Source organism: Comamonas composti DSM 21721, assembly GCF_000429845.1.
GTDB lineage: Bacteria > Pseudomonadota > Gammaproteobacteria > Burkholderiales > Burkholderiaceae_C > Comamonas > Comamonas composti.
In genome coordinates this window covers 1-17,486 of sequence record NZ_KE386972.1, presented here as the reverse complement: position 1 = coordinate 17,486, position 17,486 = coordinate 1, and the positions used below count along the sequence as shown (strand labels likewise).

Sequence of the window (17,486 nt, the reverse complement as noted above, 5' to 3'; positions counted from 1 at the left end):
CGGTGCAGCTCCGATGACAGCTGCCGGGTGGCTGACAAATGGCCCTGGCGCCGGGGTCGTGGAATCATCGGGAGCCCTCGGGACCAGCCGCTACAATGGCTCAGATCATATCCTTATGCCAGTACCCATGCATATTCAAGCTCGTTGCCGTGTAGCCCTTGCCTTGCCGATCCTGGTCACTGCAGCGCTGGCGGGCTGCAGCAGTCTCAATGGCGCGGCCCACAATGTTGCCTCCATGGTCACTCCCTACAAGGTGGAGGTGGTGCAGGGCAACTTCGTCTCGAGCGAGCAGGTCGAGGCCTTGCAGCCGAACATGAGCCGCCAGCAGGTGCGCGATATTCTGGGCACGCCCCTGGTGACCAGTGTGTTCCATGGCGACCGCTGGGAATACATATTCACCATCAAGCGCGCAGGTCTGGAGCCCCAGGTGCGCAAGCTCACGGTGTTCTTCGAGGGCGATTTGTTCACGCGCTCCGAAGGCGATGAAATGCCTTCCGAAGCCGAGTTCGTGGCCAGCCTGGGCTCCAAGAAAAGCCAGGGCAAGGTGCCGGTGCTCGAAGCCACCGATGCCCAGCTCTCCCGCTTTCCCGCCCCCCAGCCCGAAGAGCTGGCGCAGCCCGAGCCGCCTCCAGCGGCGACCAGCTATCCCCCGCTGGAGTCCGGAGCCTACTAGGCAGGACGCGCAGCCTAGGCCCATGGCCTGAGACAAGTCTGGCGTCCGCCAGCAGGTTGCTAGTTGGCCGCCCGCGCGGAATTTCACCTTGCAACCCATCCGGTTTTTGCCCTGCCTCTTGATATGACAGTCATCTCCCCTTCCTCTTCTTCCAGCAACCAGCAGCCTTTGCGCGTGGCCGTGGCCGGTGCCTCGGGGCGCATGGGACGCATGCTGATCGAGGCCATACTGCAAAGTCCGGACTGCGCTCTGACTGCTGCCCTGGACCATGAGGGCAGTGCTGCGCTGGGCAGTGACCCCTCGGCCTTTCTGGGCCAGCCCAGCGGGCTCCAGATCGAGAGCGACCTGCGCTCGGCCCTGTCCAAGGCCGACTTTCTGATCGATTTCACGCGTCCCGAAGGCACGCTGGCCCATCTGGCCGTGGCGGCCGAGCTGGGCGTGAAGGTGGTGATCGGCACCACGGGCTTTTCCGAGGAGCAAAAAGCCCGCATCGCCGTCCATGCGGACAAGACGGCGCTCATCCTGTCGCCCAACATGAGCGTGGGCGTGAACGTAACCTTCAAGCTGCTGGAGATGGCGGCCAAGGCCTTGCGCGAAGGCTATGACATCGAGATCGTCGAAGCCCACCACAAGCACAAGGTGGATGCGCCTTCGGGTACGGCGCTCAAGATGGGCGAAGTCATTGCTGAAGCCCAGGGCACCCGGCTTGCGGACCGTGCGGTCTATGAGCGCTACGGCGATACGGGCGAGCGCAAGGCCGACACCATCGGCTTTGCCACGGTGCGCGGCGGAGACATCGTGGGCGACCATACGGTGCTGTTCGCAGGCACGGGCGAGCGCATCGAGATCTCGCACAAATCCAGCAGCCGCGCGGGCTATGCCCAGGGCAGCCTGCGTGCCGTGCGCTTCCTGGCCGACAAGAGCACGGGGCAATACGACATGTATGACGTGCTGGGCCTGAACTGATCGGAGCCATGCAGCATGGGCGGCGAACTCTGGCACTGGTTCTCGCAGGCGGATGCCGTCGCACGTGCCACGGCGGCCCTGCTGCTGCTGCTGTCGCTGGCCAGCTGGGTGGTCATGCTGTCCAGGTTCTGGCTGCTGCTTCAGGGGCGGCGCAGCCTGCCCCAGGCGATTGCCGCTTTCTGGCAGGCGCCCGACAGGGCCCAGGCTGCGGAGCAGGCCAGGGCCTGGGACCGGCAGGAGCTGGTCATGCCGCTGGTCCAGGCCGTGGATGCGGCGCTGGCTGCCACGACCACCGAAGCCCTGGCCGGGCAGGGCGCGCTGTCTGCCCGGCTGACGCGCGGCCTGCGCGAAGGGCTGGGCCGTGCGAGCCGCCAGATCCAGTGGGGCCAGACCCTGCTGGCTACCGTGGGCGCCACGGCGCCCTTTGTGGGCCTGCTGGGCACGGTCTGGGGCATACACCAGGCGCTGGCCCAGCTCGCGGGCAGCGGTCCGGTCGGCATCGAGCAACTGGCCGGGCCCGTGGGCGAATCCCTGGTCATGACGGCAGCCGGCCTGGCCGTGGCCCTGCCTGCCGTGCTGGCCTACAACCTGTTCGGGCGCTCTGCGGCCGAGCTCGAAGCCCTGCTTGAGGGCTTTGCCCATGATCTGCAGGCCATGTTCGGCAGCGCCGAGGCCGCCTCGCCGGCGCCCTAGTCGCAGGCGCAGCCCAGGCCATGGCATTCGGACGGTTCGGCAACCAGGGCAGGGGGCATCAGCCTCTGCATGCAATCAACGTCACACCCCTGGTCGACGTGATGCTGGTGCTGGTGGTGATCTTCATTCTGGCTGCGCCCATGCTCGCAGCCAGCCTGCGGCTGCAGCTGCCCAGGGCCGAGGGCGCCAAAGCCCAGAGCCAGGCGGGTGGTGCGCATGCACTGCTGGTCGAGATCGATGCCGGGGGCGAGATCCGGCTGCAAGGCCAGGTTGTGGACGAGCAGGGCCTGAAGCACAGGTTCGAGCAGTTGAGTCGCAGCGATGCGGACGCCGAGATCCAGTTGCGCGCCGATACCCGGCTCGCCTATGGCCGGGTGGTCGAGCTCATGGGCTGGGCCCATGCCGCGGGGCTGACGCGCATCGCCTTTGTGACCGAGCCCGAAAAGCCCTGAGATCGTGAACACGCTCTGAGAACGTGAGCACGGCCTGAGCGCCGGGTGCGGTGCTGCAGTGCCTTGCGTATCTCCTGACAATACTTGCCCGATGCGGCCTGCCGGTGGGTGGCGGGCCTTGTTACAGTGCGCCGGTATTGCGCATGCACTCAAGGCATGCGCGCAGAGAGGAGCTGATTTCAATGGATCAAAGCTTGTACAAGGCCGCTGCAGGGCTGGATGCGGCAGATGCCCGCCAACTCTACGCGCTGGCGACTTCGCCCGGCGAGCCTGCCGCCCTCGCGCACCGGCTGCGCTGGGGCCTGCTGCTGGTGGCCGGGCTGTTGCTGGCCTCGGGGCTGATTTTCTGGATTGCCGCCAATTGGCAGGAGCAGACGCGCATGTTCAAGCTGGGGCTGATCGAGGCCGCCCTGGCGTTGAGCATTGCCGCCGCCTGCCTGTGGCCGCGCGCGCGTCTGGCGGCGCTGCTGTGCGCGCATCTGGTGCTGGGCGGCTTGCTGGCCTTTGTGGGCCAGACCTACCAGACCGGCGCCGATGCCTGGCAGCTGTTTGCGACCTGGGCCGCGCTGTCGCTGCTCTGGACGCTGATCGCGCGCAGCGATCTGCTGTGGACTTTGTGGATGCTCGTGGGCGCCATGGGCTTGGCCAGCTGGCAGGGCCGTATCCATGGGCTGGATCTGCTGCTCTCCGACCCCGAGCCGCTGTCGGTCGTGGTGCCGCAAATGCTGCTGTGGCTGGGCCTGGCCCTGGTGCCCTGGCTGGTCTCGCGCCTGCGGGGGATTGCCTGCGCCCGGGGGCTGGGGCGCATCTCGCATCGCCTGGGTCTGGCGCTGGTGCTCATGATCTGGTGTACCTACGGCGTCAGCCACTGGTTCCATGAGGCCCGGGGCTTTGTGGTGTTCGCCATGGCCTGTGCGCTGACGGCGGGCACGGCCTATCTGTCGTTGCAAAGCCGCCTGCAGGATTTTCCCAGCCTGTGTCTTGCTACCCTGGCCGCGAATGTGCTGGCCATGAGCGCCTTGCTGCGTGTGATCGAGTTCCACGATGTCGCGGGAGCGCTGTTTCTCTGCCTGATGCTGGGTCTGGCCGGCCTGTGGGCCTCGGTCACGGGTTTGCTGGCCGCCCAGCGGCGCATGCGTGCCCAGGCCTGGGCGCGTGAAAAAGAGGAGGCCGCATGAAGTTCTTTTCCCATACGCCTGTCTGGTGGGAGGCCGCGCGCAGCCGTGGCCTGGTGCAAGGCGATGCCGAGGCAGATGCGGCAGCGGCGGACGAGCCTTCGGTGTTCGTGATCGTTCTGGCCATGCTGGGTGCCGTGGTCTGCTCGGCCCTGCTGCTGGGGCTGCTCTTTCTGGGCCTGGGCATGGAGCGCTTGCTGACCCAGGGCCTGGGAGGGGTTGTGCTCGGGACCCTGATGATTGCCGGGGCAGCGGCCATGCTCAGGGGGGAGGCGCCGATCTTCGTGCTGTGCCTGGCCCTGGTATTCCTGGGGGCGGGCCAGATTCTGGTGGGCATACGCATTGGCGACTGGGTGCGCCATGAAATGCTCGGTCTGACGGTGATCTGCGGCCTGGTCGCCCTGGTCCAGCTGCTGGCGGCGTCCATGACGGCGGCGCTGTGGGTGCGGCAGATCCTGGGAGTGGTCTTCGGCGCGGCTTTGTATGCGGGCCTGCTGGCGGCTGCGGGCAAGTTCATGCTGCTGGCCCCGCTGCACCCGACGGGCCTGATCCTGGCCCTGGCCTGGGGCGTGTGGATCATGCGCGAGCCCGGGGTGCTGCAAAGGCCGGGCGCTGTCGGCTGGGCGGTGTTTGCCGATGCGGCTGTCGTCGGTCTGGTGGCTTCGGTGATGGCCGGCTGGGGCAAGTCCGCAGTCTTGCTGAGCTTGGCAGAGGATTGGCATGCCGTGGGGTCCAGGTCGTTCTGGCAGGCGACCTCGGCCCTGCTGACCCTGGGCGTGCTGGCCGGGCTGCTGTGGCGCTGGCGCAAGACCGCGAGGCTGGAGCCCCAAGCCCAGGCCTTGCTGGTCCTGGCGGGCCTGGCGCTCGCGGTCTGCGCCTGGTTCAGTCCCTCCATGGCCGTGCTGGCGGCGGTTGCGGCCGTGGCCGCCGTCGGCGCGCGCTGGCGCATTCTGGTGCTCTGTGCGCTCGGCGCTCTGTGGCAGCTGGGGCAGTTCTACTATCTCTTGAGCTGGCCGCTGGCCTACAAGGGCCTGGGCCTGGCTCTGCTGGGCGGGGCCTTGCTGCTGGGGCTGGGCCTGACGCGGGTCTGGATGCGGCCCGCCGCCGGGGAGCCGGTCTTCGCTGCCGGGCCTGCGACCCGCCAGCGCCATGTGCTCGCAGGACTGCTGCTTGGCTCCGTGCTGGTTTTCGGCCTGGTGAACTGGGACGTGGCAGGCAAGGAGGCGGTGGTCGCCAAGGGCCAGCCGATTCTGATGCCACTGGTGCCCGTGGATCCGCGCTCCCTGATGCAGGGCGACTATATGAGTCTGCGCTTCGATCTGCCTTCGGCCATCGTGCAGGCGCTGGACGAGCAGGGTCTGGCGGCCACGGCCCAGGTGGTGGCCAGCCTGGACGACAAGGGCGTGGCTACGGTGCTGCGCCTGGCCAGGTCCGGCAAGGCCTTGGGAGCGGGCGAGATCCTGCTGCCGCTCAAGCGCCTCAAGGGCGGCTGGGTGCTGGTCACCGATGCCTATTTCTTTCCCGAGGGCCAGGGCCAGCGCTTCGAGCAGGCGCGCTATGGCGACTTCCGGGCCCTGCCCGACGGGCGCGCGCTGCTGGTGGGCCTGGCCGACGACCAGGGGCGGCCGATTCCCGTGGAGATGAAAAAAGAATAGCTGCTAGCGCTTGTCATCATTGGTTTTCAGATGCATTTATTGCTGAAATCAAGTGAGAGCAAGCGCTACCAGCTCACTTATTCATTGGCTTCGAGCTGTTTGTAACGCTCTGCATAGGACGGTGCCGGGTAGTGCTGGTTGTAGTCCGAGGAGCGCTGGTACAGGCACAGGCCGAACTCGGGCAGCATGCTGATCAGGTGATCGAAGACCTGGCCCTGTATGGCCTCGTACTCGACCCAGACCGTGGTTGCGGTGTAGCAGTAAATTTCCAGCGGCACGCCCATGGCGGTGGGCTCCATGGTGCGCACCAGCATGAACATGTTGGGCGCCTTGTGGATGCCGGGGTGGGCCACGAGATAGGCCTGGACATAGGCCTTGAAGGCCGCGAGATTGCTGGCCTGGCGCGGGTCGGCGCCATGCAGGCTGCTGTTCCAGTAGTTCTGCAGCAGCTCCAGCGATGCGAGCCGCTGGTACTCGGCCGGGGTCAGCAGGTGGATGCTGTGGGCATCGATGCTCATGGCGCGGCGTATGCGGCGTCCGCCGGACTCGAACATGCCGCGCCAGTTCTTGTAGCTGTCGCTCATCAGGCGCCAGGTGGGCACCGTGGTGATGGTCTTGTCCCAGTTCTGCACCTTGACGGTGTGCAGGGCGATGTCGATCACGAAGCCATCGGCGCCGACCTGGGGCATCTCTATCCAGTCGCCCACGCGCAGCATGTCGTTGCTGCCCAGCAGCACGCCGGCCACGAAGGACATGATGGTGTCCTTGAAGACCAGCATGAGAACGGCCGAAGCTGCGCCCAGTCCCGAGAGCAGCAGCAGCGGCGAGCGGTCCACCAGCGTGGCCACGATGAGCACCGTGGCCAGCATGTAGACCAGCAGCTTGCCCAGCTGCACATAGCTCTTGATGGAGCGGGTCTGCGTGGCCTTGCGCGCTTCCTCGCGCTCGTGGGCCTGGTTCATGGCATCGAGCAGGGTGCCGATCACGCGTGCGAAGTGGTAGATCGTGAACGAGACCGCGAGGTTGCCGATCAGCGTCCTCCACTGGGGCTGCAGGTAGGGAATGGTCTGCACGCCCAACTGCACCATGAGCGAGGGCGTGGCCTTGGCCAGGCGCTTGAGCACCTCTTCGTGCAGCATCATGCGCGCCCAGTTGGCGGTCTGGACCGAGCGCAGGCGCTGGACCACGCGCAGCAGCAGCCATCGCGCCACAAAGCCTGTGGCAAAGGCCAGCAAGGCCAGGGCGCACAGCGCGGTCAAGGTTTGCATCCAAGGTTCCCAATCGGAAATCAAAGACCAGTTCAGCAAGAAACGACTCCTGAGGGTGGGGTTTGAGCAAGGCGCCGGTTGCATCGCGTCGCAACCGCAGCCCATGTGTTCCATGGCCTGTAAAGCGGGCAGTCTCCCTGCGCAAGCCTGGGTCGGCGATGGGGGGAGGCGGGCGCGTGGCGCCAAAGACAGCCCCAAGCATAAGCAAAACCGGCTTTTCCCAGCGGCGCGTCGGGGCAAGTCCGGCCGGGGGCATGCTGGAGCCAGGGCTGCGGGCTTGTGGCCCCGCACGTACGGATTCGGGCCTGGGGCCTAAAATCGCCGGTTGAATCCGGCCATCCACCTATGTCCGGCCCCAGGGGGCCGCCGCAACATGCAAGAGAAATACAACCACATCGAGGTCGAGCGCGCTGCGCAAGACCACTGGAATGCCCAGGACGCCTACCGCGTGACCGAGGACCAGTCCAAGCCCAAGTTCTACGCCTGCTCCATGCTGCCCTACCCCAGCGGCAAGCTGCACATGGGCCATGTGCGCAACTACACCATCAACGACATGCTCACGCGCCAGCTGCGCATGAAGGGCTTTAACGTCTTGATGCCCATGGGCTGGGACGCCTTCGGCCTGCCGGCCGAGAACGCGGCACTGAAGAACAAGGTGCCGCCGGCGAAGTGGACCTACGACAACATCGCCTACATGAAGGGCCAGATGCAGGCCATGGGCCTGGCCATCGACTGGAGCCGCGAGTTCGCCACCTGCGACCCCGACTACTACAAGTGGAACCAGTGGCTGTTCCTGAAGATGCTGGAAAAAGGCATTGCCTACCGCAAGACCCAGGTCGTCAACTGGGACCCGGTGGACCAGACCGTGCTGGCCAACGAGCAGGTCATCGACGGCCGTGGCTGGCGCACCGGCGCGCCCGTGGAAAAGCGCGAGATCCCCGGCTACTACCTAGCCATCACCAACTATGCCCAGGAGCTGCTGGACCATGTGCAGGTCGGCGGTGAGCAAGCGACCTTGAACGGCTGGCCCGACAAGGTGCGGCTGATGCAGGAGAACTGGATTGGCAAGAGCGCCGGCGTGCGCTTTGCCTTTACCCACGACATCCGCAATGCCGATGGCGAGCTGATCCAGGACGGCAAGATGTTCGTCTTCACCACGCGTGCCGACACCATCATGGGCGTGACCTTCTGCGCCGTGGCCCCCGAGCACCCGCTGGCCGCCCACGCTGCCGTCACCAATGCCAAGCTGGCTGCCTTCATTGAAGAATGCAAAAAAGGCGGCACCACCGAGGCCGAGCTGGCACTGAAGGAAAAAGAGGGCATGCCCACGGGCCTGTTCGTCACCCATCCCCTCACCGGCAAGCAGGTCGAAGTCTGGGTGGGCAACTATGTGCTGATGAGCTATGGCGACGGCGCCGTGATGGGCGTGCCCGCCCATGACGAGCGCGACTTTGCGTTTGCCAAGAAGTACGGCCTGCCGATTCAGCAAGTCGTGGCGGTCGCGGGCGAGACCTTCAGCACCGACGCCTGGGCCGAGTGGTATGGCGACAAGCAAAAATGCGTGTGCGTGAACTCGGGCGTGCTCGACGGCCTGAACCATGTGCAGGCGGTGGACAAAGTGGCCGAGCTGGTCGCCGCCAAGGGCCTGGGCGAGAAGAAAACCACCTGGCGTCTGCGCGACTGGGGTGTGAGCCGCCAGCGCTACTGGGGCACGCCCATCCCCATCATCCATTGCGAGGACTGCGGCCCCCAGCCCGTGCCGGAAAAAGACCTGCCCGTGGTGCTGCCCGAAGGCCTGGTGCCGGACGGCTCGGGCAACCCCCTGGTCAAGAGCGAGGAATTCCACGCCGGCGTGGTCTGCCCCTGCTGCGGCAAGGCCGCGCGCCGCGAGACCGACACCATGGACACCTTTGTGGACTCGTCCTGGTATTTCATGCGCTATTGCGACGCCAAGAACAGCGAGCAAATGGTGGGCCAGGACGCAGCCAATTACTGGATGCCCATGGACCAGTACATCGGCGGCATCGAGCACGCGATTCTCCACCTGCTGTACGCGCGCTTCTGGACCAAGGTCATGCGCGATCTGGGCCTGGTCAAGGCGGACGAGCCCTTCTCCAAGCTGCTCACGCAAGGCATGGTGCTCAACCACATCTACAGCCGCCGCACGGCCAAGGGCGCCAAGGAATATTTCTGGCCCAAGGATGTGGAGCATGTGCTGGACGAGACGGGCAAGATCATCGGTGCCAGGCTCAAGGTCGAAGTGGACAGCGCCGACGGCATGCTGCCCGTGGGCACAGCCATCGACTACGAGGGCGTGGGCACCATGTCCAAGTCCAAGAACAACGGCGTCGATCCGCAGGAGCTGATCGGCAGGTACGGCGCCGACACGGCGCGCCTGTACACCATGTTCACTTCGCCACCCGAGCTGACGCTGGAGTGGAACGACGCCGCCGTGGAAGGCAGCTACCGTTTCCTGCGCCGCGTCTACAACTTCGGCAGCAAGCTGCTGACGCTGGACTATGAAGCCGCCAGCGCCGCCACCAACGGCCTGACCGACTTGTCGCAGGTGCAGTTCGGCAAGGACGCCAAGGCGCTGCGCCTGGAGATTCACACCGTGCTCAAGCAGGTGGAATACGACTACCAGCGCATGCAGTACAACACCGTGGTGTCCGGCGCGATGAAGATGATCAACGCGCTGGAGGCCTTCAAGGCCACGGACACGGCCGACGGCCAGATCGCCGCCATCGAAGGCTTTGGCATCTTGCTGCGCGTGCTCTACCCCGCCACGCCCCACCTGGCCCACGTGCTGTGGAGCGAGCTGGGTTACGCCAACAAGCAGGGCGATCTGCTGGATGCGGCCTGGCCGCAGGTGGACGCATCGGCCCTGGTGCAGGACGAGCTGGAGCTGATGCTGCAGGTCAACGGCAAGCTGCGCGGCTCCATCCGCGTGCCGGCCCAGGCCGACAAGGCGCAGATCGAAGCTGCGGCCCTGGCCAACGAAGACTTCCAGAAGTTTGCCAATGGCGCCGCGCCCAAGAAGGTGGTGGTGGTGCCCGGGCGTCTGGTGAATGTGGTGATTTGAATATGCACCCCCTGAGGCTGTGCAACGCCCCCTCTCTCGCTTGGCGGAAGAGGGAGGACACCCTGGCTGCGGGGCCGCCCTTGCCCTGGATGTCTCTGGCGACAGTGGCGATACCGGTGCTCAGGGGCAGCCCGGTACCCAAGGCCTGGCGTGCTCGCCTGTAGGGTGCTTTGAATGAAAGAACAGTTCATGCAAAAACGTACGCTGCTCACCGCCCTGGCCCTGGCGCCCTTGCTGGGGGCCTGCGGCTTTCGCCTGCGGGGCGTGCCCAGCTTCGTGTTCAGCTCGCTCTACATCCAGGCGCCGCGTGGCTCCCTGGTGGCGCGCGAGCTGCAGCGCAACCTGGCCAGTGCCAGCGACAAGCTCAAGCTCATGCGCGACCCCGATTCGCCCGACCAGGCCGAGGCCATCTTCGAGCTGATCAGCGAGCGCCAGGAGCGCTATATCGTGGGCATGAACGCTGCGGGCCAGATCCGCGAGCTGCAATTGCGGCTTTTTGTGCGCTTTCGGCTCAAGACGCCCAATGGCGACGAGCCCATTGCCGAGACCGAAATCCGCCAGCACCGCGACGTGACCTATAACGAAACCCAGGCCCTGTCCAAGGAGGCCGAAGAGGCCATGCTCTACAAGGACATGCGCACCGACATCGTTCAGCAGTTGCTGCGGCGGTTGGCGGCGGTAAAGAGTTTGACCCCCTGAGCGGCTGCGCCGCTTCCCCCGCTCTCTTCGGGCGGGGGACGACATCCTCGCTGCGGGGCGGCCCTTGCTCGATGTCCCGGAGCCGAGCCTCGCCGGTATCAAGCCATGTGCCGGGCATAAGCGGCTGGGTTTGATTATTTTGATAGCTGCTAGCGCTTGATGGACGGGCGCTACAGCCGTATTTGACGAGTATTCATGCAACTTGCCCTGAACCAGTTAAGCGCCCATCTGGCCAAGGGCCTGCGCTCGCTCTACATCCTGCATGGCGACGAGCCTTTGCAGCAGCAGGAGGCGGCCGACGCCATACGCGCAGCCGCGCGCACGGCCGGCTATACCGAGCGCAGCAGCCATACCGTGGCCGGTGCGCATTTCGACTGGAGCGGGGTGCTGGCAGCCGGAGGTTCGCTGAGCCTGTTTGCCGACAAGCAGATCGTGGAAGTGCGCATCCCCTCGGGAAAGCCCGGCAAGGACGGCAGCGCGGCCCTGCAGCAACTGGCCCAGGGCGCGCGCGGCAACGATTCAACCCTGACCCTGGTCATGCTGCCCCGCCTGGACAAGGCCACGAAGACCGGCGCCTGGTTTTCGGCCCTGGATGCCGAGGGCGTGAGCATCCAGATCGACCCCGTGGAGCGCGGCCAACTGCCGGCCTGGATCGCCCAGCGCCTCGCAGCCCAGGGCCAGCGCGTGGTCGCGGGCGAGGAAGGCCAGCGCGCCCTGCAGTTTTTTGCCGACCGCGTGGAAGGCAATCTGCTGGCCGCCCACCAGGAAATACAAAAGCTGGCCTTGCTGCATCCTGCGGGCGAGCTGGGTCTGGCGCAGATCGAGCAGGCCGTGCTCAACGTGGCGCGCTACGACGTGTTCAAGCTCTCCGAGGCCGTGCTCGCAGGCCAACTGGCACGCGTCTCACGCATGCTCGACGGCCTGCAGGCCGAAGGCGAGGCCGAGGTGCTGGTGCACTGGGCCCTGGCCGAGGACATACGCGCCATCTGCCGCGTCAAGGCCGCCATAGCCGCAGGCCAGCCCCTGCCCATGGCGCTGCGCGCCCAGCGCATCTGGGGCGCCAAGGAAAAGCTCTATGAGCGCCTGCTGCCGCGCCTGAGCGACAAACAGGCAGCCGAACTGCTGCAAGCCGCCCATGCGGTGGACGGCATAGTCAAAGGCCTGCCCAGCGAAGGCTGGCCCCGCGACGGCTGGCAGGCCCTGCGGCGCCTGGCCATGGAGCTGGGGCAGGCTTGTGCGCCGGACTTGCATGCCTGATTTCGATTCATTGAACTGGAATATCTGCTGTGGTGTTGCACTTCGGATTTAAAGCCGCTCGCTCTTGTCGTTGAGAATTTTTCTTAATTTTCTCAAAAATGTTCTGCGCAATCGACTTCCATATGAGATGGAACATAAACCAGCCGATTCTTGAAAACAAGTTTAAATTATATTATTCGTTTTTTTATGTTGTCCAAATAGCGCAAATTCAATACAGAGAAGTAATAGCAAGCCTATTAGCCAGCATGGGAAAGTGCTCACGGTAAAAGCAATAATTTGAAATCCAACACCATTTGCATAAACCTCATCACTCGGAGGATGCTTGCCCCAAACGATGAGATCGTATATCAAATGAATTAAAACAAAAACACTCCATATGATGGTCGTTCGCTTGTAAATAAGTGGATTGTGAGCGGTCTTTGTTTTCATGGCACATTGGGTGGCTCAAATGGAGTTAAGGCATCAAGAACCTCGGGTGGTATTGAGCCTCCTCATGGGATCGCATAGGTTTGAGCTCCAGGCAATTGAACTGCGCCTCTTGCCACGCACCGACACCTCCAAGGCAAAGGGCAAGAAGGTATAGCGCACAACCACCCAGCGGCTAAAAGAAGAAGCCACCTGCAATCCCGCAAATTTTACCGCTGACGGGGTGCAGGTGTCTTTTTTCTAGTGGCTCACTATTAATTTTTCAGAGTTATTATTTGGAGTACGCCCTATAAAACTTCAACGATTTCACGATACCAGAGAGAGGGGCAAATACTGATAAATTCATTCTTGACTTCATGGGCCTCAGCTATTTTCCCCATGCTTCTTAAAGTGTAAAACCGATCAATGACGATTTGGGACTTTTTATTCCATTCACTATCAGCGCGTGCCATTTTATGAATTAGAACATCCAGGTCATCCAAGGAAAAAATCTCCCCTGGCAAAAGATCCTTGCAAAGCGAATCCAGCAATAGCACTTGTTCATTGCTAATTTCTGTACCTGGCTCAAATTCTCCACTCTTAAAGTCCGACAAAAGCTTGAATGCAGATCGAAGATCATTGAGACTCACACATACCTCCGTTATTTTTGGGCTTGCACTGGTGAAATGGCCAGTCTCCCGAGCCGGATGCAATGCATTTATCAAGACACGCTTGGCAATTTCCTCCCCAGCCATAGTTCACTCAATTCGCATAGGTACGAATACAAGCCTCCTTGTTTTTCTTGGGGCAAGGTTCGCCGCCAGTATTCTCATCGCCACCGCCCCATGGCGGCCAACGGGGTTTTTTTGTCAATCCCCAGACGATTCCGTCAACGATTGGGAGGCCCCAAACAATTACTGGGGCAATGGCAATTTCTCCTGTTGGATAAACGAAGCTCAACGGATTGCCATCCACATAGCCAAACTGATTTTTACCCCTCTCCAACCCAATCGGATCCTTAGATAAATACCTCCCCGTCTCCGGCTCGTAATACCGATAGCGGTTGTAATGCAGTCCTGTTTCCTCGTCATGGTACTGGCTCGGGAAGCGAATATGGTTTTTTATCCTGCTGCCTGCATCTACCCTGGCTCGCCCAAACGAGCCGTAGTCCGCTTCCCAGATGGTTTTCCCTTGGGCATCGGTGAGCTCCATGGGTGTTCCCAGATGGTCGCACTGGTACCAGGCCAGCTCTGGTAGGGGGTCATCGGCGCTTTATTTGCTTTGCATGCCTGGCGCATAAAGGTAATCAGTTTGCCCTTGGGGATCGCGCTCCAGCGCCAGGGTGTCATCATCATGATCAAACCCCTTCTTGCAGCTTTATAGAACCTGAAAATTTTTCTCTGTGCACACCCATGGTCTATAAGAACTTAAAAAGAAAACGAAGCGCTTGTCTTCCGCTAGGTTTAAATTATCGACATTGAGCTTTCGAATAAATTGAATTTTTGTTGTCGCAATGACGATGCTATCACCTCGCCATAAGGTCGCGGAAGATAACGAGCCTGTAACTAAATTAAGCCTCCCAACCTTGAATCCTACAGCCATATACCAATGAAAGCCTGCAGCCAGCAAAAATATAAGAGCGGACACTCCTAATATAGTAAATCCTGTTATATCGCCGATTGTGTTGAAATAAATCCAGGATTTCCATGCGAAATAAAGGAAAAAAGCAAAGCCTCCGCTTCCCACCGCTGCAGATATTTTCCAATGCATGTCAGTATTCATTGTTGCATCCACACTTTTTATCGCTTGCTCTCATTCGATTTTCAGTCAAGCTAATCGTTGAGGAGAGCCCAGATCCTGGGAGCCCTGCGATAGCTCTTTGCGTCACTTCGCTGCCCAAAGACCCTGTGAACCTAGTTCCCCATGCTCCTGGGGCAATTACGCCACAAAGCGCATCACCTATTGCTGAGCTCACAATTGCACCAACATTAAATTTGGTGAAATATGGGGGCAATGCTTTGCATTTGCCTGATAGCTATATTGCACATTCATTTATTTTGCTTCTTTATTTGATAAAAAATATAAAAAAGCAATAAAAAAGTATTGAAAAAAGTAAATATGATTATCGATTTTCTATATTCTTGAAAAGTAACTTTTAAAGATACGATAAAGTCTGTAAAAAAACAAATTAAAAATAATAAAATTGCTTTAATTCTGAAAACTGATCTGAGTTTTGAAATTATCAAAAAAAGTGAAATGAAAAATGCAATATAGGTAATTAATGCATCATATAGAGCAATTATATCCCCCAGAGCGAATGCATAATTAAAATGGGAAAAATAAAATAATAAAAATAATAATAATTTTGTGTGAAGTCTATTCACACGGACATGAAAATCCATCAATATCTTCTCTTTTAAATGCCTCCCAAGCTCTCCTTGTAACTTGAAAAATTGCACTGTCTTCATCTGGAACAAATATTTCTTTTCTTGCATGATTAATTTGCTCAATTTTTCCTTCATTTCCGCTCCACTCTTGAAATCCTGCGTGAGCAGGAGATGTTGCATCCTGAAGTGCATGTAAAGGGAAGCTCCAAAAACCATTGTTTGTATCGCAGCGAAGGCCAAAGTCAGCATGGAGCCTTTGCGTTGCTCATGTTTTAAGCAATTGAAGGCCATCCAGAGGCATTTATTGCCTCTTCTATCCGCCAATGCTCCCTAGCAGGCGAACCTCGCTCTTTTGGGGCCTGCTCTTGTAGAACGCATCCACCTCGTTTTCCAGAAACATGGCCAAGCTCTTGAGGTTGTAGCAGGTGGCCATCATGGTCATGGCCACCGTGGCACGGGCCTGGCCGATAGTACGAATGAGCTTGCCGCCCATGTGATGCACTTGAGCAAACGGATGCTCGACACGGACTCGGATTTTGGCAATGCGCTTGTTGCGCTGTTTCTGACATTCGCTCAAGGGCTGGCCAGGCTTGGCTTTGCGCTGGATGTGTTCACGATAGCCCAGCGTCTTGAGCATTTCGCTGCGCTGCGCGCTGGGGTAGCCCTTGTCGGCATAGGCATCGCGGCTCGTGTTGTGCTCGTCGAGCACCTCGTCAAAGTGCGTGCTGTCGTGCTCGCTGGCCGTGCCGGTGACGATCTTACGGATGAACTTGTGCTTGACGTCCACGTTGATGCTGAGCTTGTAGCCGTGGTAGCTCTTGCCGTGCTTTTTAGTGTGGGTGGCGCCCAGGTCTTTTTGCCGGCGCTTGGCTTGACTTCAATCCTCGGGCGTCTTGCCCTGTGCAAGTTGCTCTTTGTCCTCCTTGGTGAAGCGCTGGATAGGAGCCGGCACCAAAGTGGCATCGATGATTTGGCCGCAGCGTGCCAGGTAGCCGTGAGCGAGCAACTGGCCATTCACTGCTTGCAGGAGCGCCGTTACACCATCAACGCCCAGGCGCTGCTGGTAGAGCCAGATGGTGTTGCGATCCGGGATGGTGGGCAGGCAAAAGCGCTGGTAGCTCATGCAGTCAAGCAGTTGGTATTCGAGTTGCTCGTCGCTGAGATTGTTCAGGTACTTGAGCACCAGAATGCGAACCATGACCGCCGTGGGGTAGGTTGGACGTCCGCCCTTGCGAGCATCACCACGGGGCAGCAACTCGTCAATGACCTGTGTGAGATGGTCAAGTCGATGTGTCCGGCAATGCGCTGCAGCGGGTCACCCAAGGCCGCCATCTTTTGTTTGTGCGCTGCGCTGGCAAACAGGTCAACTTTGACGGCACTGCGCGAAGGTAGATGGCTCATCTGAGGATTGTCGGGCTTGCTCTGAGCGTTGCGAAGTTTTTAGAGGTTCCCTTAATAAATACTTATTTCCAGTGGAATACGATGTTTTGTCAAAATATCGGCTAACTCTGGTGAAATCATTGGGCCATATGCAGTTCCAAGCCCTCCCCACCAAGCGAACGATAGCTCGTAGCTAGCACCTGAACTACTCCACTCCGTTAATTTAAATTCTGGTTTGAAATTAGAAAAAATCCACTCTATATGCGCCAGTAAATTAGGCCCCTTGACAAACCCCGAAGAGGAGAGAATTCCAGAATATCGAAATGGAATTGACAAGGCGGGAAATCCAAGGCTATATTTTTTTGCAAGAGCCACCATCTCTTCAGGAGAGTCGCGATCCTTTATTTTCATACGCTTCACTCGTTTTGGTAGCATTGCTTGTAATATTTCATTACAATCATTTGATTCAACAACCAAGATACAATGATAATTATCATTTCTTGCCGAGATATTTTTGAAGCTCATTATTAATTACTCCAGACCCCTTACTCCACGCCCCCCACCTCTTCCACCACGGAGTAAATCATTAGTGGAAGGATGCTTGGGTTTCTTCTCGCCACGCATCCGCTCAGGACGAGGCCCATTACTTTGTCGCCTTTTTCTCTCCGCCTCCTCTTCAGATTTTTGCCAATCATAATACTCTTTTACTCTATCTGCACACTCTTTATTTGGAATATCATATGGTTTCTTTTTATTAAAACCTGGCTCTGAAGATTCAAACCATGGGGATTTTTTATTTTTATGCCACCAATCTTGAAATTCTTTATCCGATTCATAACCATACCATTGATCGACGCCTTCAACCAATCCGAGAGGATCAATAATCAGAAGAGGACTTCCACTAACATATCCAAACTTATTTATACCCCCCTCCAATCCAATCGGATCCTTAGATAAATACCTCCCCGTCTCCGGCTCGTAATACCGATAGCGGTTGTAATGCAGCCCTGTTTCTTCGTCATGGTACTGGCCCGGGAAGCGGATGTGGTTACTGGTGGTGCTGCCTGCATCCACCCTGGCCCGCCCAAACGCTCCGTAGTCTGCTTCCCAGATGGTTTTCCCTTGGGCATCGGTGAGCTCCATGGGCGTGCCCAGATGGTCGCACTGGTACCAGGCCAGCTCTGGTTTGGGGTGATCGGGGCTTTGTTTGCTCTGCACCATGGGCGTAAAACTGCCTGGCGCATAAAGATAATCGGTCTGGCTTTGGGAGTCGCGCTCCAGCGCCAGGGTGTCTCCGTCCCAGGCATAGAGCGTGGTGCCATAGCCGCGCTCGGCATTGCGCTTGTTGATCTGGGCTTTTTCATAGCCCGAGCCGGCGCCCGGTACGGGCGGTA

The 17,486-nt window shown here is 59.8% G+C and carries 16 protein-coding genes and 1 pseudogene; 9 read left to right on the top strand and 8 right to left on the bottom strand.

Annotated elements, in window-relative coordinates:
* The first annotated feature begins 127 nt into the window (after positions 1–127).
* The 6 genes from G486_RS0118750 (at position 128) to G486_RS23195 (ending at position 5,614) form a co-directional block, all read left to right on the top strand.
* The gene (locus tag G486_RS0118750; protein WP_027016911.1) at positions 128–673 is read left to right on the top strand and encodes an outer membrane protein assembly factor BamE; all 546 of its coding nucleotides are present in this window, start codon (positions 128–130) and stop codon (positions 671–673) included.
* A gap of 123 nt (positions 674–796) precedes the next feature.
* Entirely contained in the window at positions 797–1,639 is an 843-nt protein-coding gene (gene dapB / locus G486_RS0118745) for a 4-hydroxy-tetrahydrodipicolinate reductase (RefSeq protein ID WP_027016910.1), read from the top strand.
* 15 nt (positions 1,640–1,654) lie between these two features.
* Positions 1,655–2,332, top strand: coding sequence for a MotA/TolQ/ExbB proton channel family protein (locus G486_RS0118740; protein WP_027016909.1), 678 nt, complete (start codon positions 1,655–1,657; stop codon positions 2,330–2,332).
* Positions 2,333–2,352: 20 nt separating this feature from the next.
* Positions 2,353–2,784: an ExbD/TolR family protein gene (locus G486_RS0118735; protein WP_027016908.1), complete on the top strand. Its 432-nt coding sequence runs from the start codon at positions 2,353–2,355 to the stop codon at positions 2,782–2,784.
* A gap of 182 nt (positions 2,785–2,966) precedes the next feature.
* On the top strand, positions 2,967–3,962 hold the full coding sequence (locus G486_RS23200) for a DUF2157 domain-containing protein (protein ID WP_051303676.1): 996 nt from the start codon (positions 2,967–2,969) through the stop codon (positions 3,960–3,962).
* Entirely contained in the window at positions 3,959–5,614 is a 1,656-nt protein-coding gene (locus tag G486_RS23195) for a GDYXXLXY domain-containing protein (RefSeq protein WP_051303675.1), read from the top strand. The genes G486_RS23200 and G486_RS23195 overlap by 4 nt, the downstream gene beginning before the upstream one ends.
* A gap of 77 nt (positions 5,615–5,691) precedes the next feature.
* On the opposite strand, the gene G486_RS0118720 is transcribed toward G486_RS23195, so the two are convergent.
* Positions 5,692–6,882, bottom strand: coding sequence for a mechanosensitive ion channel family protein (locus tag G486_RS0118720; protein WP_034388459.1), 1,191 nt, complete (start codon positions 6,880–6,882; stop codon positions 5,692–5,694).
* A 373-nt stretch (positions 6,883–7,255) separates the two neighbouring features.
* Between G486_RS0118720 and leuS the strand changes: the two genes are divergently transcribed.
* The 3 genes from leuS to holA all read left to right on the top strand — a co-directional run bounded on the left by leuS (position 7,256) and on the right by holA (position 11,920).
* The gene (leuS, locus tag G486_RS0118715) at positions 7,256–9,964 is read left to right on the top strand and encodes a leucine--tRNA ligase (protein WP_027016905.1); all 2,709 of its coding nucleotides are present in this window, start codon (positions 7,256–7,258) and stop codon (positions 9,962–9,964) included.
* Positions 9,965–10,153: 189 nt separating this feature from the next.
* Complete coding sequence (locus G486_RS0118710) at positions 10,154–10,663, top strand: LPS-assembly lipoprotein LptE (RefSeq protein WP_027016904.1); 510 nt, start codon at positions 10,154–10,156, stop codon at positions 10,661–10,663.
* Positions 10,664–10,858: 195 nt separating this feature from the next.
* Positions 10,859–11,920, top strand: coding sequence for a DNA polymerase III subunit delta (holA, locus tag G486_RS0118705; protein ID WP_027016903.1), 1,062 nt, complete (start codon positions 10,859–10,861; stop codon positions 11,918–11,920).
* Positions 11,921–12,633: 713 nt separating this feature from the next.
* Here the strand turns inward: holA and G486_RS24180 are convergent.
* From G486_RS24180 to G486_RS23800, 7 genes and pseudogenes are all read right to left on the bottom strand, one after another.
* Positions 12,634–13,080: a hypothetical protein gene (locus tag G486_RS24180; RefSeq protein WP_156920101.1), complete on the bottom strand. Its 447-nt coding sequence runs from the start codon at positions 13,078–13,080 to the stop codon at positions 12,634–12,636.
* Positions 13,081–13,087: 7 nt separating this feature from the next.
* Positions 13,088–13,573, bottom strand: a complete 486-nt coding sequence (locus tag G486_RS23805) for an RHS repeat domain-containing protein (RefSeq protein WP_281171923.1) — start codon at positions 13,571–13,573, stop codon at positions 13,088–13,090.
* Between the two features lie 129 nt (positions 13,574–13,702).
* Positions 13,703–14,095 carry a hypothetical protein gene (locus G486_RS24175; protein WP_156920100.1) on the bottom strand — a complete coding sequence of 131 codons (393 nt, stop codon included), beginning with the start codon at positions 14,093–14,095 and terminating at the stop codon, positions 13,703–13,705.
* 278 nt (positions 14,096–14,373) lie between these two features.
* Positions 14,374–14,847 carry a hypothetical protein gene (locus tag G486_RS0118690; protein WP_211233815.1) on the bottom strand — a complete coding sequence of 158 codons (474 nt, stop codon included), beginning with the start codon at positions 14,845–14,847 and terminating at the stop codon, positions 14,374–14,376.
* A 178-nt stretch (positions 14,848–15,025) separates the two neighbouring features.
* Positions 15,026–16,113 (bottom strand): annotated as a pseudogene (locus G486_RS22820) (IS5 family transposase).
* A 51-nt stretch (positions 16,114–16,164) separates the two neighbouring features.
* Complete coding sequence (locus tag G486_RS24170) at positions 16,165–16,617, bottom strand: hypothetical protein (RefSeq protein ID WP_156920099.1); 453 nt, start codon at positions 16,615–16,617, stop codon at positions 16,165–16,167.
* A gap of 6 nt (positions 16,618–16,623) precedes the next feature.
* The coding region (locus tag G486_RS23800; RefSeq protein ID WP_211233814.1) for an RHS repeat domain-containing protein at positions 16,624–17,486 on the bottom strand (863 nt) is incomplete at its 5' end.

Bases quoted from the DNA above. Each gene is read 5' to 3' on its own strand.
- G486_RS0118750 (WP_027016911.1), top strand. From the start codon at position 128: ATGCATATTCAAGCTCGTTGCCGTGTAGCCCTTGCCTTGCCGATCCTG.
- dapB (WP_027016910.1), top strand. From the start codon at position 797: ATGACAGTCATCTCCCCTTCCTCTTCTTCCAGCAACCAGCAGCCTTTG.
- G486_RS0118740 (WP_027016909.1), top strand. From the start codon at position 1,655: ATGGGCGGCGAACTCTGGCACTGGTTCTCGCAGGCGGATGCCGTCGCA.
- G486_RS0118735 (WP_027016908.1), top strand. From the start codon at position 2,353: ATGGCATTCGGACGGTTCGGCAACCAGGGCAGGGGGCATCAGCCTCTG.
- G486_RS23200 (WP_051303676.1), top strand. From the start codon at position 2,967: ATGGATCAAAGCTTGTACAAGGCCGCTGCAGGGCTGGATGCGGCAGAT.
- G486_RS23195 (WP_051303675.1), top strand. From the start codon at position 3,959: ATGAAGTTCTTTTCCCATACGCCTGTCTGGTGGGAGGCCGCGCGCAGC.
- G486_RS0118720 (WP_034388459.1), bottom strand. From the start codon at position 6,882: ATGCAAACCTTGACCGCGCTGTGCGCCCTGGCCTTGCTGGCCTTTGCC.
- leuS (WP_027016905.1), top strand. From the start codon at position 7,256: ATGCAAGAGAAATACAACCACATCGAGGTCGAGCGCGCTGCGCAAGAC.
- G486_RS0118710 (WP_027016904.1), top strand. From the start codon at position 10,154: ATGCAAAAACGTACGCTGCTCACCGCCCTGGCCCTGGCGCCCTTGCTG.
- holA (WP_027016903.1), top strand. From the start codon at position 10,859: ATGCAACTTGCCCTGAACCAGTTAAGCGCCCATCTGGCCAAGGGCCTG.
- G486_RS24180 (WP_156920101.1), bottom strand. From the start codon at position 13,080: ATGGCTGGGGAGGAAATTGCCAAGCGTGTCTTGATAAATGCATTGCAT.
- G486_RS24175 (WP_156920100.1), bottom strand. From the start codon at position 14,095: ATGCATTGGAAAATATCTGCAGCGGTGGGAAGCGGAGGCTTTGCTTTT.
- G486_RS0118690 (WP_211233815.1), bottom strand. From the start codon at position 14,847: ATGAAGGAAAAATTGAGCAAATTAATCATGCAAGAAAAGAAATATTTG.
- G486_RS24170 (WP_156920099.1), bottom strand. From the start codon at position 16,617: ATGAGCTTCAAAAATATCTCGGCAAGAAATGATAATTATCATTGTATC.